This is a genomic window from Candidatus Methylacidiphilales bacterium (assembly GCA_028713655.1).
In the GTDB taxonomy this organism is placed as follows: domain Bacteria; phylum Verrucomicrobiota; class Verrucomicrobiia; order Methylacidiphilales; family JAAUTS01; genus JAQTNW01.
In genome coordinates this window covers 1-16545 of record JAQTNW010000059.1, presented here as the reverse complement: position 1 = coordinate 16545, position 16545 = coordinate 1, and the positions used below count along the sequence as shown (strand labels likewise).

The following is a 16545-nucleotide window of genomic DNA, read 5'->3' as shown; positions in this document are numbered from 1 at the left end:
CGAGAGTGAAGGCGTTGCCGGACACAGTGGAGGAAAAGATGATGCCGCTGTTTGTAAAGGCGCTGTTGGCCGCCAATGTGCTGTTTTGGAGGGCGAGCGCATTCGAGAGATTCAGAAGCCCGGCGCTAACGGAGGTGGTTCCAGTGAAGGTATTCGCGCCGGAAAGGACAAATGTATTGTTGGCAACCTTGGTGAAGCCAAAGCCGTTCCCGGCGATCGTACCTATGATGGCCGAATAGGTGTTATTGCCGCCGATTGTGCAGTTGGACAACAGATTGATCGTGCTGGTTGCCCCGATGGTGTTGCCCTCGAGACGAAGCGCGCCGAGATTTTCCGTGTTGCCGTTGCCGGTGAGGTTGAAAGTCGTCCCTGAGATCGTGGTCCCGGAAACCATGTAAAGCGTCGAACCGCTGTTGATGTTCACCGTCGCGCCCGCGCCGAAATTCTGGCCGGCGGTGTTCAAGGCCAGCTTGCCGACTCCAGTGGAGTTCAGGTTGAGCGTGCCGGCAAAGCCGTTGAAGCTGTTGGCATTTCCGGTCGTGAATGTGTTGCCGCCTGTATTGATCGTTACGAGCCCGGCCCCGGTAAAGGTGCTGTGGAGCGCGCTGCCAGTTGTCACAACTCCACCAGTGTCCACGGAAACTGTGCCGGTGATTGCGCCCGTGCCGCTGAGTGTCCCTCCCGAGAGAATGTGAAGGGTTGTCGTGGTGATGGTTGCGCCGGAAATATTCAGTATGGCGCCGTTGCCCACCGTGATTGTGCCGCCGGTATTGCTGAGCGTACCCGTGAGGATCAGCGCGCCGCCGTTGACTTGCGTGGCGCCAGTGTAGGTGTTCACGCCCGAGAGTGTCAGTGTGCCGGAGCCGGATTTGGTCAAGGTCATTGCTCCGCTCAAGGTGCCCGTACCGCCCAGAGTGTAAGCCTGGTTGGCGTTGACGGTTACGGTGCCCGGCGTGAGATTGCCGCTGATGTTGACGGCAGGGGTGTTTGAACCGGAGTCGTCGAACAAAACACTGTCTCCTTGTGCAAACGAAACGGCCGAAAAAGTGGAACCTGACAGACGTTGGAAATTGGCCGGTCCCCCAACACTCCAGGTATTCGTGGTTCCGTCTCCATGCCAAATGGAGGTTTGCGCCATCAACCCTCCTGCCGTCGCGAAGAGCAGGCAAATGCACAGGGTTCGTGGATAATTTAAAAACGGAATTACAATCAATGGACGTCAAGCATGAACGATTTCCAATCCCATGCAATGGGCGCTTATGACCCCATGATGGATACTCTTGACTTTTACTTGGCTCGGTAACGTTTTATAATCAATAACCATGGGTAAGCCGGTTACTTCCAGTCCGCCCCACCCCTCCTTTATTGCCAGGCAGATTCAGGGGTACCGTTACTTTTTCCTGAATCTGGATCCTTCACCCAAAAGTGAACTGACGGTGGCCTGCGGCGGGTGGGAGCAGTGCGCGTCCGATTATCGGATCGACCGGGCCGACTTCGAATTCTTCGGCATGGAATATGTCGCGCGGGGCAAGGGGGTGCTGATTCTCAACGGCACCGAACACAAACTTGTTCCCGGTTCGGTCTTCGCCTACAAACCCTTCACCGCTCATGTCATTGAAACCAACCCGGAGGATCCGTTGGTGAAATATTTCATCGATTTTTCCGGGCGCGATGCGCAGCGAATCATCAACAGGAAGGTTTTGGGGGCGCATGGCTTTGCTTATTTGCACCACGTCCAGCCCATCCATGATCTTTACGAACAGGCGCTGGAGAGCGGAATCAAGGGAGGCCCTTTGGCGCCGCGGCTTTGTTCCCTGTTGCTCGAATTGCTGTCCCTGCGAATTGAGGAAAACGCGCACACTCCCCTGGAGGCGCATAACCGCGCACGCCAGAGTTTTGAGCGGTGCCGGGCGGAGTTGCAGAAGCATTTTTGTACAATCCAATCCGTGGCGGAACTGGCCGGGATGAGCCATTTTGATCCCGCCTACCTCTCCCGCCTATTTTACCGTTTTGCCGGGGAAAGCCCCCATGCGATGCTGATGCGATTGAAAATGAACGAAGCCGCCGCGCACCTGATCGGGGGTCATTTTACGGTGAAGGAAGTTGCCGCGCGGGTGGGTTTCTCCGATCCGTACCATTTTTCACGGGTCTTCAAGAAGCATCACGGAATTCCGCCCGTCCGTTTTCAAGAATCCCGCACCCGGCAGTAGGGTGGAACACAGTTCTAACAATGGAATAAGTTTTCCACCTTCGCCATCTCCTGTGCCGAGGCTACGGAGGTCGGGAAGGCTATGGCGGACAGGCAGGTTTTAGACAATAGCATTTAATTGAGTTCTCTTGTTCCCGCGGCCCTTCTTCTGAATTCTTAATTCTGACTTCTGGATTCTCCGGGATTTCCCCCGCCTATTCCACAAACAAGACCCCGCGGCGGCGGCGGCAGAAACGGTTCCGGCTGAGATTCACCTTTGAAGGCTTTTCCCGGTTCAAGAGCCGGACGACCGCCTCGATTTGATCAAAGTCAGCATCTCCAACACCCCGGCTGGCGAGCCAGGCGCGCATGGCCCGGCGTTGCCAGGCCGGCGGGCGTGTTTTCCATTCGCGCACGGAAAGTTTCTCCGGCCATTTGTCAGGCAGCATCTTTTCCCAATACGCATTTTCCTCCGCCAGCACATTCACCGTGCGTAAAATCAAAACCGCGGGATCGCGCCCGCTCAGCTTTTTCAAATAAGGCAGCAGGCGGCGGCGGACCCGGTTGCGGAAATAATCGGGGGATTTGTTTGAATCGTCCTCGCGCCACTTGAGTTTCCACTTTCGCGCCAGGCGGAGCAGTTCGTTTTTCGAAAAGCACAGCAACGGGCGCAACACCGTCAGACTGCCGATCCTCCGTTTTTCCCGCAAACCGGCGAGGCCTTCGGGTCCGGCTCCGCGCAAGAGCTGGAGAAAAAATGTTTCGACCTGGTCGTCGGCATGGTGCGCCAGGCAGAGATTCCGAAAGCCATGCCTGGAGGCGGCGCGGTTGAAAAAATCCCAGCGGGCCTTGCGCGCCTCACCCTCGCTGCGTGGGACCTTGCGGCCCAGCCGTTTAACAAGCAATTTCAGGCCGTGCTCACGGCACCACCGCCGTACCCAGCGTTCATCCGCATCACTTTGCCTCCCGCGCCAGCCATGGTTCACATGCAGGCACAGGGGGGCGAGGCCCAGTCGTAAGAGGCTTTCGGCCAGAAGGATGGAGTCGAGGCCACCGGAGAGTCCCAACGCAAGGTCCGGTGCCTTGCTGCAGACGGAGGCGACGGCGTCCAACAGCTTTTTTTCCGAGATTGCCTGGTTTTGGATTTTCATGACGGGCTTGCGCAGCCTGCCTGAAGATGCCAGCTTTAACGGAATATGAAAAAGGTATTTTTGCTCTGCGCGGGATTGGTCCTTGTGGCGGTCCTGGGCGTGAGCCTGTTGCTCAACCTGTTTTTTGTCGGGCGCTATGCGAGCCATGGGGCTTCCAGCCGTGAATTTACAGAAACCCATGTCTCGGGCGACAATGACTCGCACGGGAAGGTCGCGATCATCGATTTGATGGGAGTCATCAGTTATGGAATCGAGGGGGATTTGAATCCCTCGATGGTTGAGGATGTCATCGCCAAACTCAGGCAGGCGCGCAATGACGACTCGATCAAAGCCATTTTACTGCGCATCGACAGCCCCGGCGGGGAAGTGACCGCCAGCGATGTGATATACCATGAAATCGTCAAAACCAACAAGGTGAAGCCCGTTGTTTCGTATGTGGACAGCGTCGGGGCTTCAGGCGCGTATTATTCCGCTGTCGGCACCCGGTATATCATGGCGAACGAGTTGTCCATCACGGCGAGCATCGGGGTTATTCTTCAAACCATGAATTTCGAAAAGCTCGGCGATAAGGTGGGCGTGCAAAGCGTGACCTTCAAATCCGGAAAAATGAAAGACCTGCTCAATCCCTTTCGCCCGGTTTCGGAAGAAGAGCGGGCTTATGTCCAGGGGTTGATTGACGAAACCTATTCAAAATTCGTCGGGATCGTCGCAAGGGAGCGCAAGCTCGATGAAACCAAACTGCGCAACACGATAGCGGACGGACGGATTCTCAGCGGCAAAACCGCCGTGAAGGAAGGTTTGATTGATGCGACCGGCTACATTGAGGATGCGCTGGCCAAGGTCCGCCAATTTGCGGGCCTGCCGGCCGACGCGGAGGTGATCCGGCTTGAAGCGCCGTATTCACTCTCGCGTTTTTTCCGGATTCTCGGAAAATCGCCGGTCAGCCAGGTGCAGGTCAATATCGGCCCTGAAGGCATCCGGCTTGAAAGCGGCAAGCTCTATTATATTTCCCAGCATTTGTTTGCACATTAAGCGGGGATGCAGAACTAAAAACCTGATGTTACAGGAAGCTCGCGAAGAGGCGCAAAGGAAGGCGGAAAATGTTGAAGGCAGAATTTTGAATACGGATTTTAACTGCAATAGAACCTGAAATTCAACTTCGGGTACTTCAAAAGTTTAATGGTAAAAATAGCTTCTTCCTCCGCGTCTCCGCGCCTCCGCGCGAGAAAATGTGTTCGTGTTAAGCGCTCAAAGCATCTTTTGTTTTTTCTTTCGCGTGTTTTGCGGACAATGAAAACCCCCTTGTCTTCCCCCTTTTCAGAGGGATGGGGGAGGCTTGTTTTAGCCTTACTTTTCGCGCTTCCTTCGCGGTCCTCCTGTGAAATTTTTTAACCGCATGAAAGCGGCGAACAATTTGTGAATATGATCTCGAACCCGGCCGTCCTCGCGGGTGGAGCGCTCGTCCTGGCATTTGTTCTTCTCCTTTCGCTTGGTAAATTCACCGCGCGCTGGAAATCAATGGCGGCCCGGTTTGGCGCGGTGCCACACTGTCCGCTAACGCCAACAGAAATGGTCTTTTTCTGTGTCCTGACCGGGTGGACCTTTGTTTATTTCGCCATGTGGCTGCCGGCTCTTGCGGTGGGCGCAGCCATGTTTCTTTACCTGCGGCATGGGATTTCCGCGGCCGAATATTGGTCGCTGGCGGTCCGGGACATTCCCGCCTGCCTTAAAACAGGCGTGTTTGTGTATTTTTCCCTGTTGATCCCGCTTTTGCTGGTCTCCTGGTCCTCATTTAAAATCTGTTCCTGGTTTGGGTACAAGGAAGGCATGCAGCCCGCGGTGGAGGCGTTCCTCGAAATGAAAGACCCGCGTCAAATTGCCGGTTTTCTTTTTATGGCTTGTGTGATCGCGCCTGTTTGGGAGGAAGTTGTGTTCCGGGGTGTCTTTTATCCGTTTCTAAAGAATCATCTGGGCGCGGGATGGTCCATGCTTCTTTCATCGTTCGTTTGGGCGTCAGTTCATCAATATCCGCCCGTTTTTGCGCCGCTTCTGTTGCTGGGATTCGCCCTTGTTTTTGTCTATGAAACCAGCGGCAAACTCAGCTATAGCATTGTACTGCATGCTGTTTTTAACACCAGCACCTGCATGGCTTTGATCCTGTACAAATATGTCACCCCGACGGCAGTCTGAAGACCAGATCATTTCCCGCTGGATCCGGAATTGGCCGGGAAGGCGGCATTTGGCCGCCGGACCCGGCGACGACTGCGCACTGCTTTGCCCCGTCGGCAAGAAGGAATTCATTGTCCTGAAAACCGATGCTGTGGTGCAGGATGCGCATTTTAAATTGGATGTTGCGCCCAGGCTCATCGGAGCCAAGGCCGTCAACCGTGTTTTGAGCGATTTTGCCGCCATGGGGGCCACGCCGCTTACGGTGCTTGTGACGGTTGGACTGCCGGACTCTTTGTCGCCGGATTTTGTGCGAAAATGTTATGCCGGGATGGCGGGCGCGGCGCGCAAATATGGCGTCAGCCTGGCCGGAGGCGAAACCACGCGCAGCGGCGAGCTCTGGTTCAACGTGGCAGGCATCGGCCGCGTTGGCAAGGCGCAGGCCGTTCTGCGTTCGAGCGCAAAGCCCGGCGATTTTATTTTCATCACCGGGTTGTTGGGCGGATCGGCGTGCGGGAAACACATGACGTTTACTCCGCGCCTGGCCGAGGGGCAATGGCTGGCCCGGTCCGGATTTGCCACGGCCATGATGGACTTGAGCGACGGCCTCGGTAAAGACCTGCCCCGCCTGGCAAAATCCTCGGGCGTTTCTTTCTCGCTGGACCCCGCCACCCTGCCGGTCACGCGCGGTTGCACCGTGGATCAGGCTGTCAATGACGGGGAGGATTATGAATTGTTGTTTACGGTCAGGGCTTCGCGCAGAGCGGAACTGCAAAAAAAATGGCCCTTCCGCGCCCGCCTGACCTGTATCGGCCGCATCGAAAAGCCATCCCGGAAATACAACACCGGAGGATTGAAGTTTTCCGGGTTCGACCTCTTCCTAACCCGGATGCCGAAAAAACATGAGACATGCAGGCTAACGTGACACAGGAACCATTCATCAGCCGATCGGCGGACGACACAAAACGGCACGCGGGGCAATTTTCAAAAAACTGCCGGGCCGGCATGGTCATCCGGCTGCATGGCGACCTCGGCGCCGGAAAAACAACCTGGATTCAAGGCCTCGCCGCCGGACTGGGCGCAGCCGATGCGGTCACGAGCCCGACGTTCTCGCTCCTGCATGAATATCGCAGCAGCCGGATTCCATTGTTCCACTGGGACCTGTACCGCCTCGATTCGAAGACTGATTGGCAGGTGCTTGATCTTCCGGATCAATTGCCGGGCCCCGGCATTACCGTCGTCGAATGGCCGGAGCGCTATCCCGATTGCTGGCCGGAAACGGTTTGCTGGGATATTGAAATCCATCTTTTAAACGAAACGGATCGATCCATCGCAATCCGGGAACCGTCCGTATGAAACAGACTCTTGTCCTGGAAACATCCAGCTCCGCAGGCAGTTGGGCGCTTTTTGAAGATAAAGCCCTGTGTGCTTCGGACTCATTTGAGGGCCGCGCCTCCGGAAAACTTTTGGAAAGCCTTGAAAAGGTCCGCCCGCGTTTGAGCCGTGTGGGGGGGATCGTGGTGGGCGTCGGTCCTGGTTCCTTCAGCGGCATCCGGGTTGCGATTGCCACCGCGCAGGGCCTGGCATTCGGCTGGAACTGTCCCGTGATTCCCTGCCGCAGTTCGCATGCCCTTGCCTGGAAACATGCCGATGTACCGGTCCTGGGCGTGTTTGCGGATGCCAAGCGGCGGCAACTTTTTTTTACTGCGTACGAACACGGCAGGCTACGCCACAAAACCGTGTTGATTCCTGCGGATGAAGTGGAGAATTCGCTGGGTAAATGTTCGCTCGCCGTCAGCCCCGAACCTTTGCCTCCAATCCCGCTGTCCGAAGCGCCGGTGGCAGAAGCGTTGGGCCGGGCTTATTTTAAGTTCGGACCTGAACCGGATTTACGCCTGGAACCGATTTATCTGCACGAACCAGTCGGTGAAACGAAAATATGAAGACCTCACACGAAGACACGAAGTCACGAAAGGACAAAGAGTGCATTTCACGGGTTATTGTGGATTGTGCCTTCAGACTGCATCGGGATTTAGGCCCGGGACTTTTGGAAAGCGTCTATGAAGTTGTGTTGGCCAAGCTCATTGAAGAACAGGGCTTTCGGGTGCAACGTCAAGTGCCCATCCCGATCCAGTATGCCGGGTTCCAATTCGAAGAAGGATTCCGCGCCGATCTGATTGTGGAAGGTCTTGTTCTGGTTGAGTTAAAGTCCGTCGAAACCCTCGCCCCGGTTTATTCGAAACAAGTTCTTACCTATATCAGGCTCTTGAACCTGCCCATTGGGCTGCTTGTTAACTTTGGTGCGGCTACCTTTAAGGAGGGCATCAAGCGGATTGTACAAGGCCGCCAATCCTTCGCGTCTTCGTGCCTTCGTGTGAACCAGGACCGTGCATAATGAAATCTGCCATGAACACATCCAAACTCCGTTGCTGGTGCGAGGTGAATCTTTCCGCCATCGGTCATAACCTGAAAGTACTGCGCAAAAAAATCGGGCCCGGCCCGAAAATCATGTGCCTGGTCAAGGCGGATGCCTATGGGCACGGGCTTGTTCCGACGGCGCGGTATTTTGAAACAAGTGATTGCCAGATGCTGGGCTGCGCTCATTTGCAGGAGGGAGCAACCCTGCGGAAGGCCGGCATCCGGCTGCCGATTCTTCTCTTAAGCGCGCCCTTGACTGCGGAAATCCATGATATTTTGAAAAACAATTTGATGCTTGCGGTTTCGTCGTTGGATGAAGCCGGGAGAATCGCGCAAACGGCGGAAAAATTGCGCTGCATCGCACGGGTGCATTTGAAACTCAACACCGGCATGAACCGGCTTGGAGCCGAGCCCGTGGAGTTTTGCAAGCTGCTGGATTACGCGCGGCGGCATCCCCGGCTCCGCGTCGAAGGCGTCTTTTCGCATTACGCCGGCGCCGACAGCGACCGTGAATTCACCCTGCGGCAATGGAAATTATTCGAGCGGCACACGCCGGAAGATATTTCGCGGCATATTTGCAATTCGGCCGGAATCCTCAATTTTCCGAAAAGCGCCTGCCATATTGTGCGCCCGGGGATTGCGGTGTACGGGCTCAGTCCCGTGCCCGGGAAGCAGGATTGGTTCAAACCGGCCCTGGAATGGAAATCGCGCGTCACGTTTGTCAAACGGATCTCAAAAGGCACCCCGGTCAGTTATGGTTCCACCTTCCGCTCATTGCGCGCGATGCGGGTGGCCACGGTGGCGGTGGGCTATGGGGACGGACTGTTCCGTTCGTTGTCGAATAAGGGTTCGGTCCTGGTGCAGGGCCGGCGCTGCCGCATCCTGGGCCGGGTGACGATGGACCAGATTGTCGTGGATGTCACTGGGTTGAGGAGGGTCCGGAACGGAACGGAAGCGGTGCTGCTGGGCCGGCAGAAAAAAGATTCAATTATCGCTACTGAAATGGCAGAATGGGCGGGAACCATTTCCTACGAAATTTTGACCCATGTCACGGACCGCGTGCCGAAGCTTTATATCCAATGAATTTTCAACAACAGCTTGCCCCGTTTTCATCCCGGAATTACCGGCTGTTTTTTTCCGGGCAGATTGTTTCGTTGACGGGTTCCTGGATGACCCAAACCGCGACGGTTTGGTTGGTCTATCAACTGACCCATTCCGCATTCTGGCTGGGTTTTGTGGCGTTCTCCGGGCAGCTTCCGGGACTTTTGATGGGCCCGGCGGCCGGGGTCTGGGTGGATCGCCTGAGCCGGCTTCGCCTTCTCATGGCAACCCAGGCGCTCTCAATGCTTCAATCCCTCGGCCTCGCCTGGTTTGCACTCAGCGGCCATGCCAGCATCACCAACCTTGCGCTGCTGTCGATGTTCCAGGGAGTCATCAATGCCTTCGACATGCCGGCGCGGCAGTCGTTGCCGGTGTTGTTGGTGGAGAAGAAAGAACACCTGGGCAACGCCATTGCCTTGAATGTTTCGATGTTCCACCTCGCGAGGCTGGTCGGTCCCGCCATTGGCGGCTTTGTGATCGCAGCCGTTGGAGCGGGATATTGTTTCCTGCTGGATGGGCTGAGTTATCTTGCGGTGATTGGCGCCCTGGCCGCCATGCGTGTGGCGCATCGGCCTCCCGAAAAAACGGGCGCCGGCATCTGGGGCGATTTTCGCAGCGGTTTGAACTACGCCTATGGATTCGGCCCGATCCGGCGTTTGATTTTACTGTCGGGCTGCATGAGCCTGTTCGGCCTCTCCTTTGCCGTGTTGACGCCGGTTTATGCCCGGGAATATTTTGGCGGGGATGCGCGCACCCTGGGATTTCTCATGTCTTCCTCGGCCGCGGGATCGGTACTGGCGGCATTTTATCTGGCAAGCCGCAAGAGCATTCGGGGACTGGGGCGGGTGATTTATTCCGGGGCGTGTTTGATGGGGTTGGCTTTGATTGCCTTTGCCTTCAGCAGAATTCTGGTTTTTTCAATGGTTTGCCTGTTATTGGCTGGGATGGGCGGGATCCTTGTCGTTGCTTCAAACAATACGCTGCTGCAAAACCTGGTGGATGAAGACAAGCGCGGACGGGTGATGAGCCTTTTTACAATGGCGTTTCTTGGGGGCATGCCGCTTGGAAGCCTGCTGACCGGAAGCATTGCCGGGCACTTTGGCAGCACCTTTGCCACCTGCGTCAACGGCGGGACCTGCCTTGTTTTGGGATTCCTGTTTTACAGGCAATTGCCGGCGTTCCGGGTGGAAGCGCGCCCGGCGTTGCAAAAAGCGGGCGTGATCCCGATGATCCAGTAATTGGAACCGGCTTGGTGAATCCGGTTCCAATTATTGCCTCGCGACCACGAGGCGCGAGGCGCTGGGGACAGTCGAGTTCCAGGTTTCAGCCTTAAACTCAACGTTCTTTGCGATCTTCCTGTAGAATGGTTTTCCTCTTGTGAGATTAATGTTCGCCGTCAGGAGGTCCATCCCGGCCCGTGACGATCCGGTTTTTTGGGACGACACAGCGGTCGTTCCTTCTATTTTGCAGCTTTGGGTTCGGGACGGATCGGTTTGAGAACGGGAGTTTTTTGCGCCGCGGGCCTGGGTGGGGTGGATGGCGGGTTCAATTCCGCAAGGATGGCTTCGATTTGCCGAAGCTCCTCTGCCGACAACAATTCATCGTTCTGCACGGCTGCGCAATCTGCGATTTGTTCGGGTTTGCTGGCCCCAATAAGCAGGCTGGCGACATGCCGTTCGCGCAAGATCCAGGTGAGCGCCAGCCTGGCGAGAGTCTGGCCGCGGCCTTTGGCGATGGCGTTCAGCTTGTTGAGGGTGGCAACCAGTTTTGGGGTGATGCGGTCTTTGTCCAGGAAGGTTCCGGGCTTGGCGGCGCGCGAATCGTCCGGGATGGCCTGAAGATAGCGATTGGTGAGCAACCCCTGGGCCAGGGGGCAGAAAACGATCATGCCCATGCCGCCATCGCCGGTTTCTTCCAGCACCTTGCCTTCAATTTTCCGGTCGAGCATGTTGTACGCGCATTGGTGGATGACGAGCGGAACACGGAGCTTGGCCATGATTTTGGCGGCCTTTTTCGCGGCCTTGGCCGGGTAGCTGCTGATCCCCGCGTACAGGGCCTTGCCCTGTTGTATGGCGAGCGCGAGGGCCCCCATTGTTTCTTCCAGAGGTGTGTCAGGATCAAAGCGATGCGAGTAAAAGATGTCCACATAATCGAGTTGCAGCCGGCGGAGGGACTGGTCGAGGCTCGCGGTCAGGTATTTTTTGGACCCCCATTCGCCGTACGGGCCGTCCCACATGAAGTAGCCGGCCTTGGTCGAAATGATAAGCTCGTCGCGATGGGCGGCGAGTTCGCCCTTGAGGATGCGCCCGAACTGGATTTCCGCGATGCCGGGCGGCGGGCCGTAGTTGTTGGCCAGGTCAATATGGGTGATGCCGAGGTCCCACGCCTTGAGGGTGAGTTCCCGGACGCGGTCCAGGGCTTCAAAGTTATGCCAGCCGCCAAGGGAGACCAAGGGGAGTTTGAGGCCGCTTTGCCCGCAGCGGACATATTTCATACGTTCATAACGGGTGCTCATGGTCCCAGTGTTAAGTTTTCCGCGTCGTGTTTCAAGTTCCGAATTGGCCCAAATCAGGGCTTGTACACCGGCCGACTGCGGATTTTGTCCCGAAAATGCGCATGCCAGCCATGAGGAATGGGCATGTGGCTGGCACAAATAGCATTTGTGTTTTCCGCCATAGGGTGCAATGCTAGGAAACAGCAAGGCAGTAGATTCCAAATATGCAAACGAGAGGGGAATCCACTCCATGAAATTCTCTGAGGTTCCGAGCCTCGCTAAATTTGAAAAGCACGCTCTGGCTAATTCGGGTTGTCCCATCACACAATACGCCTACAAGGCGGTTTCGGAAATCATCGGGCCTGTGGAAACCATGGGGAATTCGGGATATAACCTCCATGAAACAGCCGCCTTGTTGAATTTAAAGACCCGATGCGAGGCGATCGAAAAATCGACCCGTATTATCTGGGCCTGTGCGGCTGCAACGGATCATGTGAAACCCCGCAAATGGGATTACGTTCCGGATTTTCAGTCCGCCCTTGATTATTTCAAGCAACTGGGGGACCTGGAGCTGATGGCCGAGACCAAGGACCACCGGATCACATGGGAACAGAAAATTCATCTTTAGTTGGATTGACCGGAAATTCGCCAATGCCAGGCGTTGACCTTAATATCTTCGATGACGCTATTTGCGACATAAGAAGTGCATTTCAAGGGGATAGAAAGAATAAAAATCTGAAGGCAAAACGAATAAGACATGACTATCTCTGAACTTGAGTCAAAATTATTGGCAGAAGGGTGTAATAAGCATCGTTTCGCCATTGGAGCCCGAGGAATGGCCGATGATGCTTTCTGCCTCGTCCAAAAAAACGGGAAATGGGAAGTATTTTATACTGAGAGAGGCTGCGATTCTTCGCCAATTTTCTCGGCAGAATCAGAAACTGAAGCATGCGCCTTTTTCTACAGACATATATTGTCGCTTGAGCACTGGCACATCGTAGGGTCGTTCCTTGATGAGGCGGATGCCGTCAAATTAGAGGCGCGCGTTCGAGAACTTGGAGCTGTACCCATACGGAATGATGTCAAATGCTTCACGGGGAAAAGGGATGATCGTTATCGTGTCTTTGTCGTGGGAAAGGATATATTTCCAGTTAGGAACGGCATTCTTGGAGTTCCGCTTGGAATAAACTGGAAGGGGGAAAGGCTCTCTGAATAAAGCGAAGCAGCGGGATTGCGGGTTGGGAGTTTTTTTGACAAAACCTAAAAAGTGGGTAACTGCGACATTCGCCGCGAGTGAACTCCGATATACATTACAAGGCTAAAACTTTGAAAAGATGATTTTAACAGGAGCTAACTGAGCAAATGGCGCGTAGATGAATTTTTTCGTTCTCTCTGGATTGCCGCGTCGGGTTTCACCCTTCTCGCAATGACGCCGATGCGTGGGGCATCGTGCAGTGCTAAACATGCGGACTCGAGTTGTTCGTTCCGCTGCGGCGGACGAGGCCCAGTCCCCTCTATCAAGCTTGCCGTTATACACAAGTGCTGGATCGGCGCGTGGCAAGCTCCTCCTATGAACATATCGGACAAGATATTGAAAGGTGGAATGGCAGAGGTTTAATGGCTTTTCATAAGGGCCGAAGGCCCGCCCTATACCAGCCCAGGGTGAAACCCTGGGTATGGCGCATCTAAAATTTATCGAGCTCTGTAGGAGCGACCCAGAGCCCGGCATACGTTAGAACGCCCCTACAGGGCTTGAGGTTTTACACTATTCATATTCCTGGGGCGCTGCCCCAGGCTGGTATAGGCCGCACCTTCGGTGCTTTTGTCAAGAACCCGCACTCATTCCCACTTGTGTATAACGGAGAGCTATCAACAGGGGCAGAAAGTGGAGCGCTTCGGGGTGTGTGGCCTTCTGGGCCGCGACGATCCAGAATCGATTCATAGGTTGTATCACCTTCCTATGCCAGAACCATTATGCGTACGCCCTTATTTTCATCTGGGATAAGGGGTTAGGCCAGTGAGGGATTCGCGTTAGGCCCGCAGGATGTTTCCCCGGATTTTAGCCTGCAACGCGCGCATGGCCTTGAACCCGCGCTCCGTATGATCCTCCATGCCGCAAAGATGCAGGCAGCCGTGGATGATATAAGTCAGGATTTCGTCCTCCAATGAAAGCCCTTCGATGTGGCGTTGCCGTTCCGCCACCGCCGGGCAAATCACCAGTTCCCCGTGTTCGAACGTGATGACATCGGTCGGGGACGGATCCTGCAGGAATTCCCGGTGCACTCGCGCGCTTTCCGCTTCATCAACAAGGACGATTTCCAGCAAGGCCAGCGTTCCCGGCCATTTTTTTTGGAGAAGCGCCGGGATCTTTTCAGACTGATTTTGCAGCCTGCGGGTTGAGATCCGATAACGGTTTTGCAGGTTGGAGATCCTTATCCCTGGCGGCGGGTTCTCTTTTGATTTTGGGGTATTCGATGCGGGCATGGAGCATGTTTTTGAGGGTGAATGTGAAGCGCTCCGAAATGACGGAGATTTCGTTGAACGTGAGCTGGGATTCGTCGAGCTGTCCGTCCTGGACGCGGTGTTTGATGATTTCCTTCACCAGGCTTTCAATACGCTGGGTGGTGACGGTGCGCAGCGAACGGGAACCGCTCTCGACCGCATCGGCCAGGGAAACAATGGCGGATTCCTTGGTCTGCGGAATCGGGCCCGGATAGGAAAAGGAACGGGGATCGACCTCCGGGATGTCTTCTTCGCGGAGCTTGAGGATTTTTCCGCCGGCGCGGGCGTCCTCCTGCTGTTGCATGGCGCGTTTGTAAAAATAATAAACCAGCGAGGTGCCGTGATGTTCCTTGATGACATCGATGACGGGCTGGCGCAACCCGGCTTTCAGAGCCAGATCCACGCCCTGCTTGACATGGGAGATGATGATGAGGGCGCTCATCGATGGCGCTAATTGGCTGTGGGGCTCCTGCCCGGAAGACATGTTTTCCGCAAAATATTGCGGTTTGTCCAGCTTGCCGATGTCGTGAAAATACGAGCACACGCGGCACTGGGTGGGGTTCGCGCCGATGGCTTCCGCTGCGGATTCCGCAAGATTGGCAACGTTCAGGCTGTGATGATAGGTGCCGGGGGCTTCCTCCGCCAGGCGCTTGAGCAGGGGATGTTTGAGGTCCGCCAGTTCCACCCATGAAATGTCCGTGATGCGGTCGAAAAGCCATTCCAGGATCGGGAGGATTGCGCCGACCACAAACGAAGTGGCCACGCCCAGCGCGATGGCCCACACACTTTCGGCCACCAAAGCCAGTACCGGCAGATCATCCAGGCTGTCTGTGGAAAGCGCGCGCGCCAGCCAGATCAGAAGGGTGCAGGCCAGGCCGACGAGGCCTACTTTTGCGCCCGCCATCATGAGATCGGAACGGCGGCGGATTCCCTGGCTGAGCTGCGCGGCGGCGAAGCCTGTGAGCAGGCTGCTGAGGAAGGTGCCGGGGTTGGATTGCATGAACAGATTGCTGAGCAGGGCGACCATAAATGCGGTGACAAAACCGGCCGAAGGCGAAATCAAAATGGTGACAAGCATCGGAGCCAGGGCGGTGGGGACCAGCAGGGCGGCGATGGATTCCTCATCGACCTTCAGTTCCTTGGCATAATTGCGGAGAAGAATGTTCAGGATCAGGTTCGTGATCAGGCAAAGCAGCATCAGGAGCAACAGATGGTTGTTTTTCCAGACCTCGCGCACGGCCAGCGGGAGGATAAAGAGGCTGATGGCAACGAGCATGGCCGACAAGACAGCGATTTCACTCAACGGCGCGTCGCTGGACCAGGAGCCGATGCGGGCGAAGGCCAGGCAGGCCAGAAAGAGGAGGCCCCAGCGCGCGAGACCGCTGCATTCAAACCAGTCGCGCCAATCCGTTTCCCTGGACTGGCGGCGGCTTTTTCCGCAGGACAACCCCTTGCGCACGAGCGCCTGCTTTTTGAACCAATTGAATATCATATCGACAGGCTGGTTTGCTTTTCGCCCCGGTGTTTTTTATAGGCTTCGATGATCTTGCCGACCAATTCGTGGCGAATGATGTCTTCCTCCCCGAACCGGTTGAACGAGATGCCCTTCACATCCTGCAGGGCCTGCATCGCTTCGACCAGCCCCGATTTGCGGTGATGCGGCAGATCCACCTGCGTGGGGTCGCCGGTGACGACACAACGCGAGTCCGGGCCCAGGCGGGTCAGGAACATGAACATCTGCTCGGTGGTGGTGTTTTGGGCTTCGTCGAGGATGACAAAGGAGTTGGAAAGGGTGCGGCCGCGCATGTAGGCCAGCGGGGCGATTTCAATCACCCCTTTTTCCATGTGGCGCTCCACGTCCTCGGCGCCGAGGATGTCCTGAAGCGCGTCATAGAGCGGCCTCAGATACGGGAAAATCTTTTCATTCAGGTCGCCCGGAAGAAAGCCCAGCGCTTCGCCTGCTTCAACCGCGGGGCGGGTCAGTACAATCCGATGGACGGAATCATTTTTCAGGGCGGCCACCGCCATGGCGACGGCAAGAAAGGTTTTGCCCGTGCCCGCCGGGCCGATGCCGAAAATGAAGTCGTGGCTGCGGATGGCTTCGATGTAGGCCTTTTGCTTGAATGTTTTCGGGACCAACGCGGGCCTGCGGCTTGAGAGCGTGATCCGGGCGTTCCAGAGTTCGTCGAGTTCGCCCGCCATTCCCTGGGCGATGGCCTTGAGTGCGTAATGGAATTCGTGCTCGTGGATTTTGAGGCCGCTTTTATGAGCCCCCTCGAGCTGGCGAAACAAGGCTTCGGTTTGCTGGATGCCCTTGCGGTCGCCCTCGACCTTGACCCAACCGTCGCGGGTGGTGACTTTGACGTGAAACTGCTCCTCGACATCCTGCAGCAATGCGGGCTCGCCCGCGTAGAGATTGGACAAAGCGCGGGCGTTCTCAAAGTTCAGAACCTGAGAGTGGGACATCTTATTAGAACTTAGATGTTCCAATGGCGGTGTCAATTGAAGGAGCGAAGGGTGGAAAA

General features: G+C 55.9%; 17 protein-coding genes. 11 read left to right on the top strand and 6 right to left on the bottom strand.

Going from position 1 to position 16545, the window contains the following annotated elements:
* The coding region (locus tag PHD76_14155) for an autotransporter-associated beta strand repeat-containing protein (protein MDD5262983.1) at positions 1-1138 on the bottom strand (1138 nt) is incomplete at its 3' end.
* 184 nt (positions 1139-1322) lie between these two features.
* Here PHD76_14155 and PHD76_14150 point away from each other — a divergent pair.
* Entirely contained in the window at positions 1323-2210 is an 888-nt protein-coding gene (locus PHD76_14150) for an AraC family transcriptional regulator (protein ID MDD5262982.1), read from the top strand.
* Between the two features lie 193 nt (positions 2211-2403).
* Here PHD76_14150 and tilS read toward each other — a convergent pair whose 3' ends face one another.
* Positions 2404-3339, bottom strand: coding sequence for a tRNA lysidine(34) synthetase TilS (gene tilS / locus PHD76_14145; protein MDD5262981.1), 936 nt, complete (start codon positions 3337-3339; stop codon positions 2404-2406).
* Positions 3340-3384: 45 nt separating this feature from the next.
* Here tilS and sppA point away from each other — a divergent pair, with 45 nt between their 5' ends.
* The 8 genes from sppA to PHD76_14105 all read left to right on the top strand — a co-directional run bounded on the left by sppA (position 3385) and on the right by PHD76_14105 (position 10262).
* The gene (gene sppA, locus PHD76_14140) at positions 3385-4371 is read left to right on the top strand and encodes a signal peptide peptidase SppA (GenBank protein ID MDD5262980.1); all 987 of its coding nucleotides are present in this window, start codon (positions 3385-3387) and stop codon (positions 4369-4371) included.
* A gap of 390 nt (positions 4372-4761) precedes the next feature.
* Positions 4762-5529: a CPBP family intramembrane metalloprotease gene (locus PHD76_14135; protein MDD5262979.1), complete on the top strand. Its 768-nt coding sequence runs from the start codon at positions 4762-4764 to the stop codon at positions 5527-5529.
* Positions 5507-6430 (top strand): thiamine-phosphate kinase, encoded by a 924-nt coding sequence (locus PHD76_14130; protein ID MDD5262978.1) that lies wholly within the window; start codon positions 5507-5509, stop codon positions 6428-6430. Before PHD76_14135 ends, PHD76_14130 begins: the two co-directional genes overlap by 23 nt.
* The gene (gene tsaE, locus PHD76_14125; GenBank protein MDD5262977.1) at positions 6415-6861 is read left to right on the top strand and encodes a tRNA (adenosine(37)-N6)-threonylcarbamoyltransferase complex ATPase subunit type 1 TsaE; all 447 of its coding nucleotides are present in this window, start codon (positions 6415-6417) and stop codon (positions 6859-6861) included. The genes PHD76_14130 and tsaE overlap by 16 nt, the downstream gene beginning before the upstream one ends.
* Complete coding sequence (tsaB, locus tag PHD76_14120; protein ID MDD5262976.1) at positions 6858-7448, top strand: tRNA (adenosine(37)-N6)-threonylcarbamoyltransferase complex dimerization subunit type 1 TsaB; 591 nt, start codon at positions 6858-6860, stop codon at positions 7446-7448. The genes tsaE and tsaB overlap by 4 nt, the downstream gene beginning before the upstream one ends.
* Positions 7445-7900: a GxxExxY protein gene (locus tag PHD76_14115; protein ID MDD5262975.1), complete on the top strand. Its 456-nt coding sequence runs from the start codon at positions 7445-7447 to the stop codon at positions 7898-7900. Before tsaB ends, PHD76_14115 begins: the two co-directional genes overlap by 4 nt.
* 11 nt (positions 7901-7911) lie before the next feature.
* A complete protein-coding gene (gene alr / locus PHD76_14110) occupies positions 7912-9006 on the top strand; it encodes an alanine racemase (GenBank protein ID MDD5262974.1) in 1095 nt (364 codons plus the stop codon).
* Complete coding sequence (locus tag PHD76_14105; protein ID MDD5262973.1) at positions 9003-10262, top strand: MFS transporter; 1260 nt, start codon at positions 9003-9005, stop codon at positions 10260-10262. Before alr ends, PHD76_14105 begins: the two co-directional genes overlap by 4 nt.
* A gap of 221 nt (positions 10263-10483) precedes the next feature.
* Here the strand turns inward: PHD76_14105 and PHD76_14100 are convergent, their stop codons facing one another.
* Positions 10484-11539, bottom strand: a complete 1056-nt coding sequence (locus PHD76_14100; protein MDD5262972.1) for an aldo/keto reductase — start codon at positions 11537-11539, stop codon at positions 10484-10486.
* A gap of 229 nt (positions 11540-11768) precedes the next feature.
* Between PHD76_14100 and PHD76_14095 the strand changes: the two genes are divergently transcribed.
* Both PHD76_14095 and PHD76_14090 read left to right on the top strand, forming a co-directional pair.
* Positions 11769-12146 carry a hypothetical protein gene (locus tag PHD76_14095; GenBank protein ID MDD5262971.1) on the top strand — a complete coding sequence of 126 codons (378 nt, stop codon included), beginning with the start codon at positions 11769-11771 and terminating at the stop codon, positions 12144-12146.
* 129 nt (positions 12147-12275) lie between these two features.
* Positions 12276-12734 carry a hypothetical protein gene (locus PHD76_14090; protein ID MDD5262970.1) on the top strand — a complete coding sequence of 153 codons (459 nt, stop codon included), beginning with the start codon at positions 12276-12278 and terminating at the stop codon, positions 12732-12734.
* 815 nt (positions 12735-13549) lie between these two features.
* Here the strand turns inward: PHD76_14090 and ybeY are convergent.
* From ybeY to PHD76_14075, 3 genes are read right to left on the bottom strand one after another with little or no spacing between them, the layout of a single operon-like run.
* Complete coding sequence (gene ybeY / locus PHD76_14085) at positions 13550-14002, bottom strand: rRNA maturation RNase YbeY (GenBank protein ID MDD5262969.1); 453 nt, start codon at positions 14000-14002, stop codon at positions 13550-13552.
* Complete coding sequence (locus PHD76_14080; protein MDD5262968.1) at positions 13890-15512, bottom strand: HDIG domain-containing protein; 1623 nt, start codon at positions 15510-15512, stop codon at positions 13890-13892. Before PHD76_14080 ends, ybeY begins: the two co-directional genes overlap by 113 nt.
* Positions 15509-16486, bottom strand: coding sequence for a PhoH family protein (locus PHD76_14075; protein ID MDD5262967.1), 978 nt, complete (start codon positions 16484-16486; stop codon positions 15509-15511). The genes PHD76_14080 and PHD76_14075 overlap by 4 nt, the downstream gene beginning before the upstream one ends.
* Positions 16487-16545 lie beyond the last annotated feature (59 nt).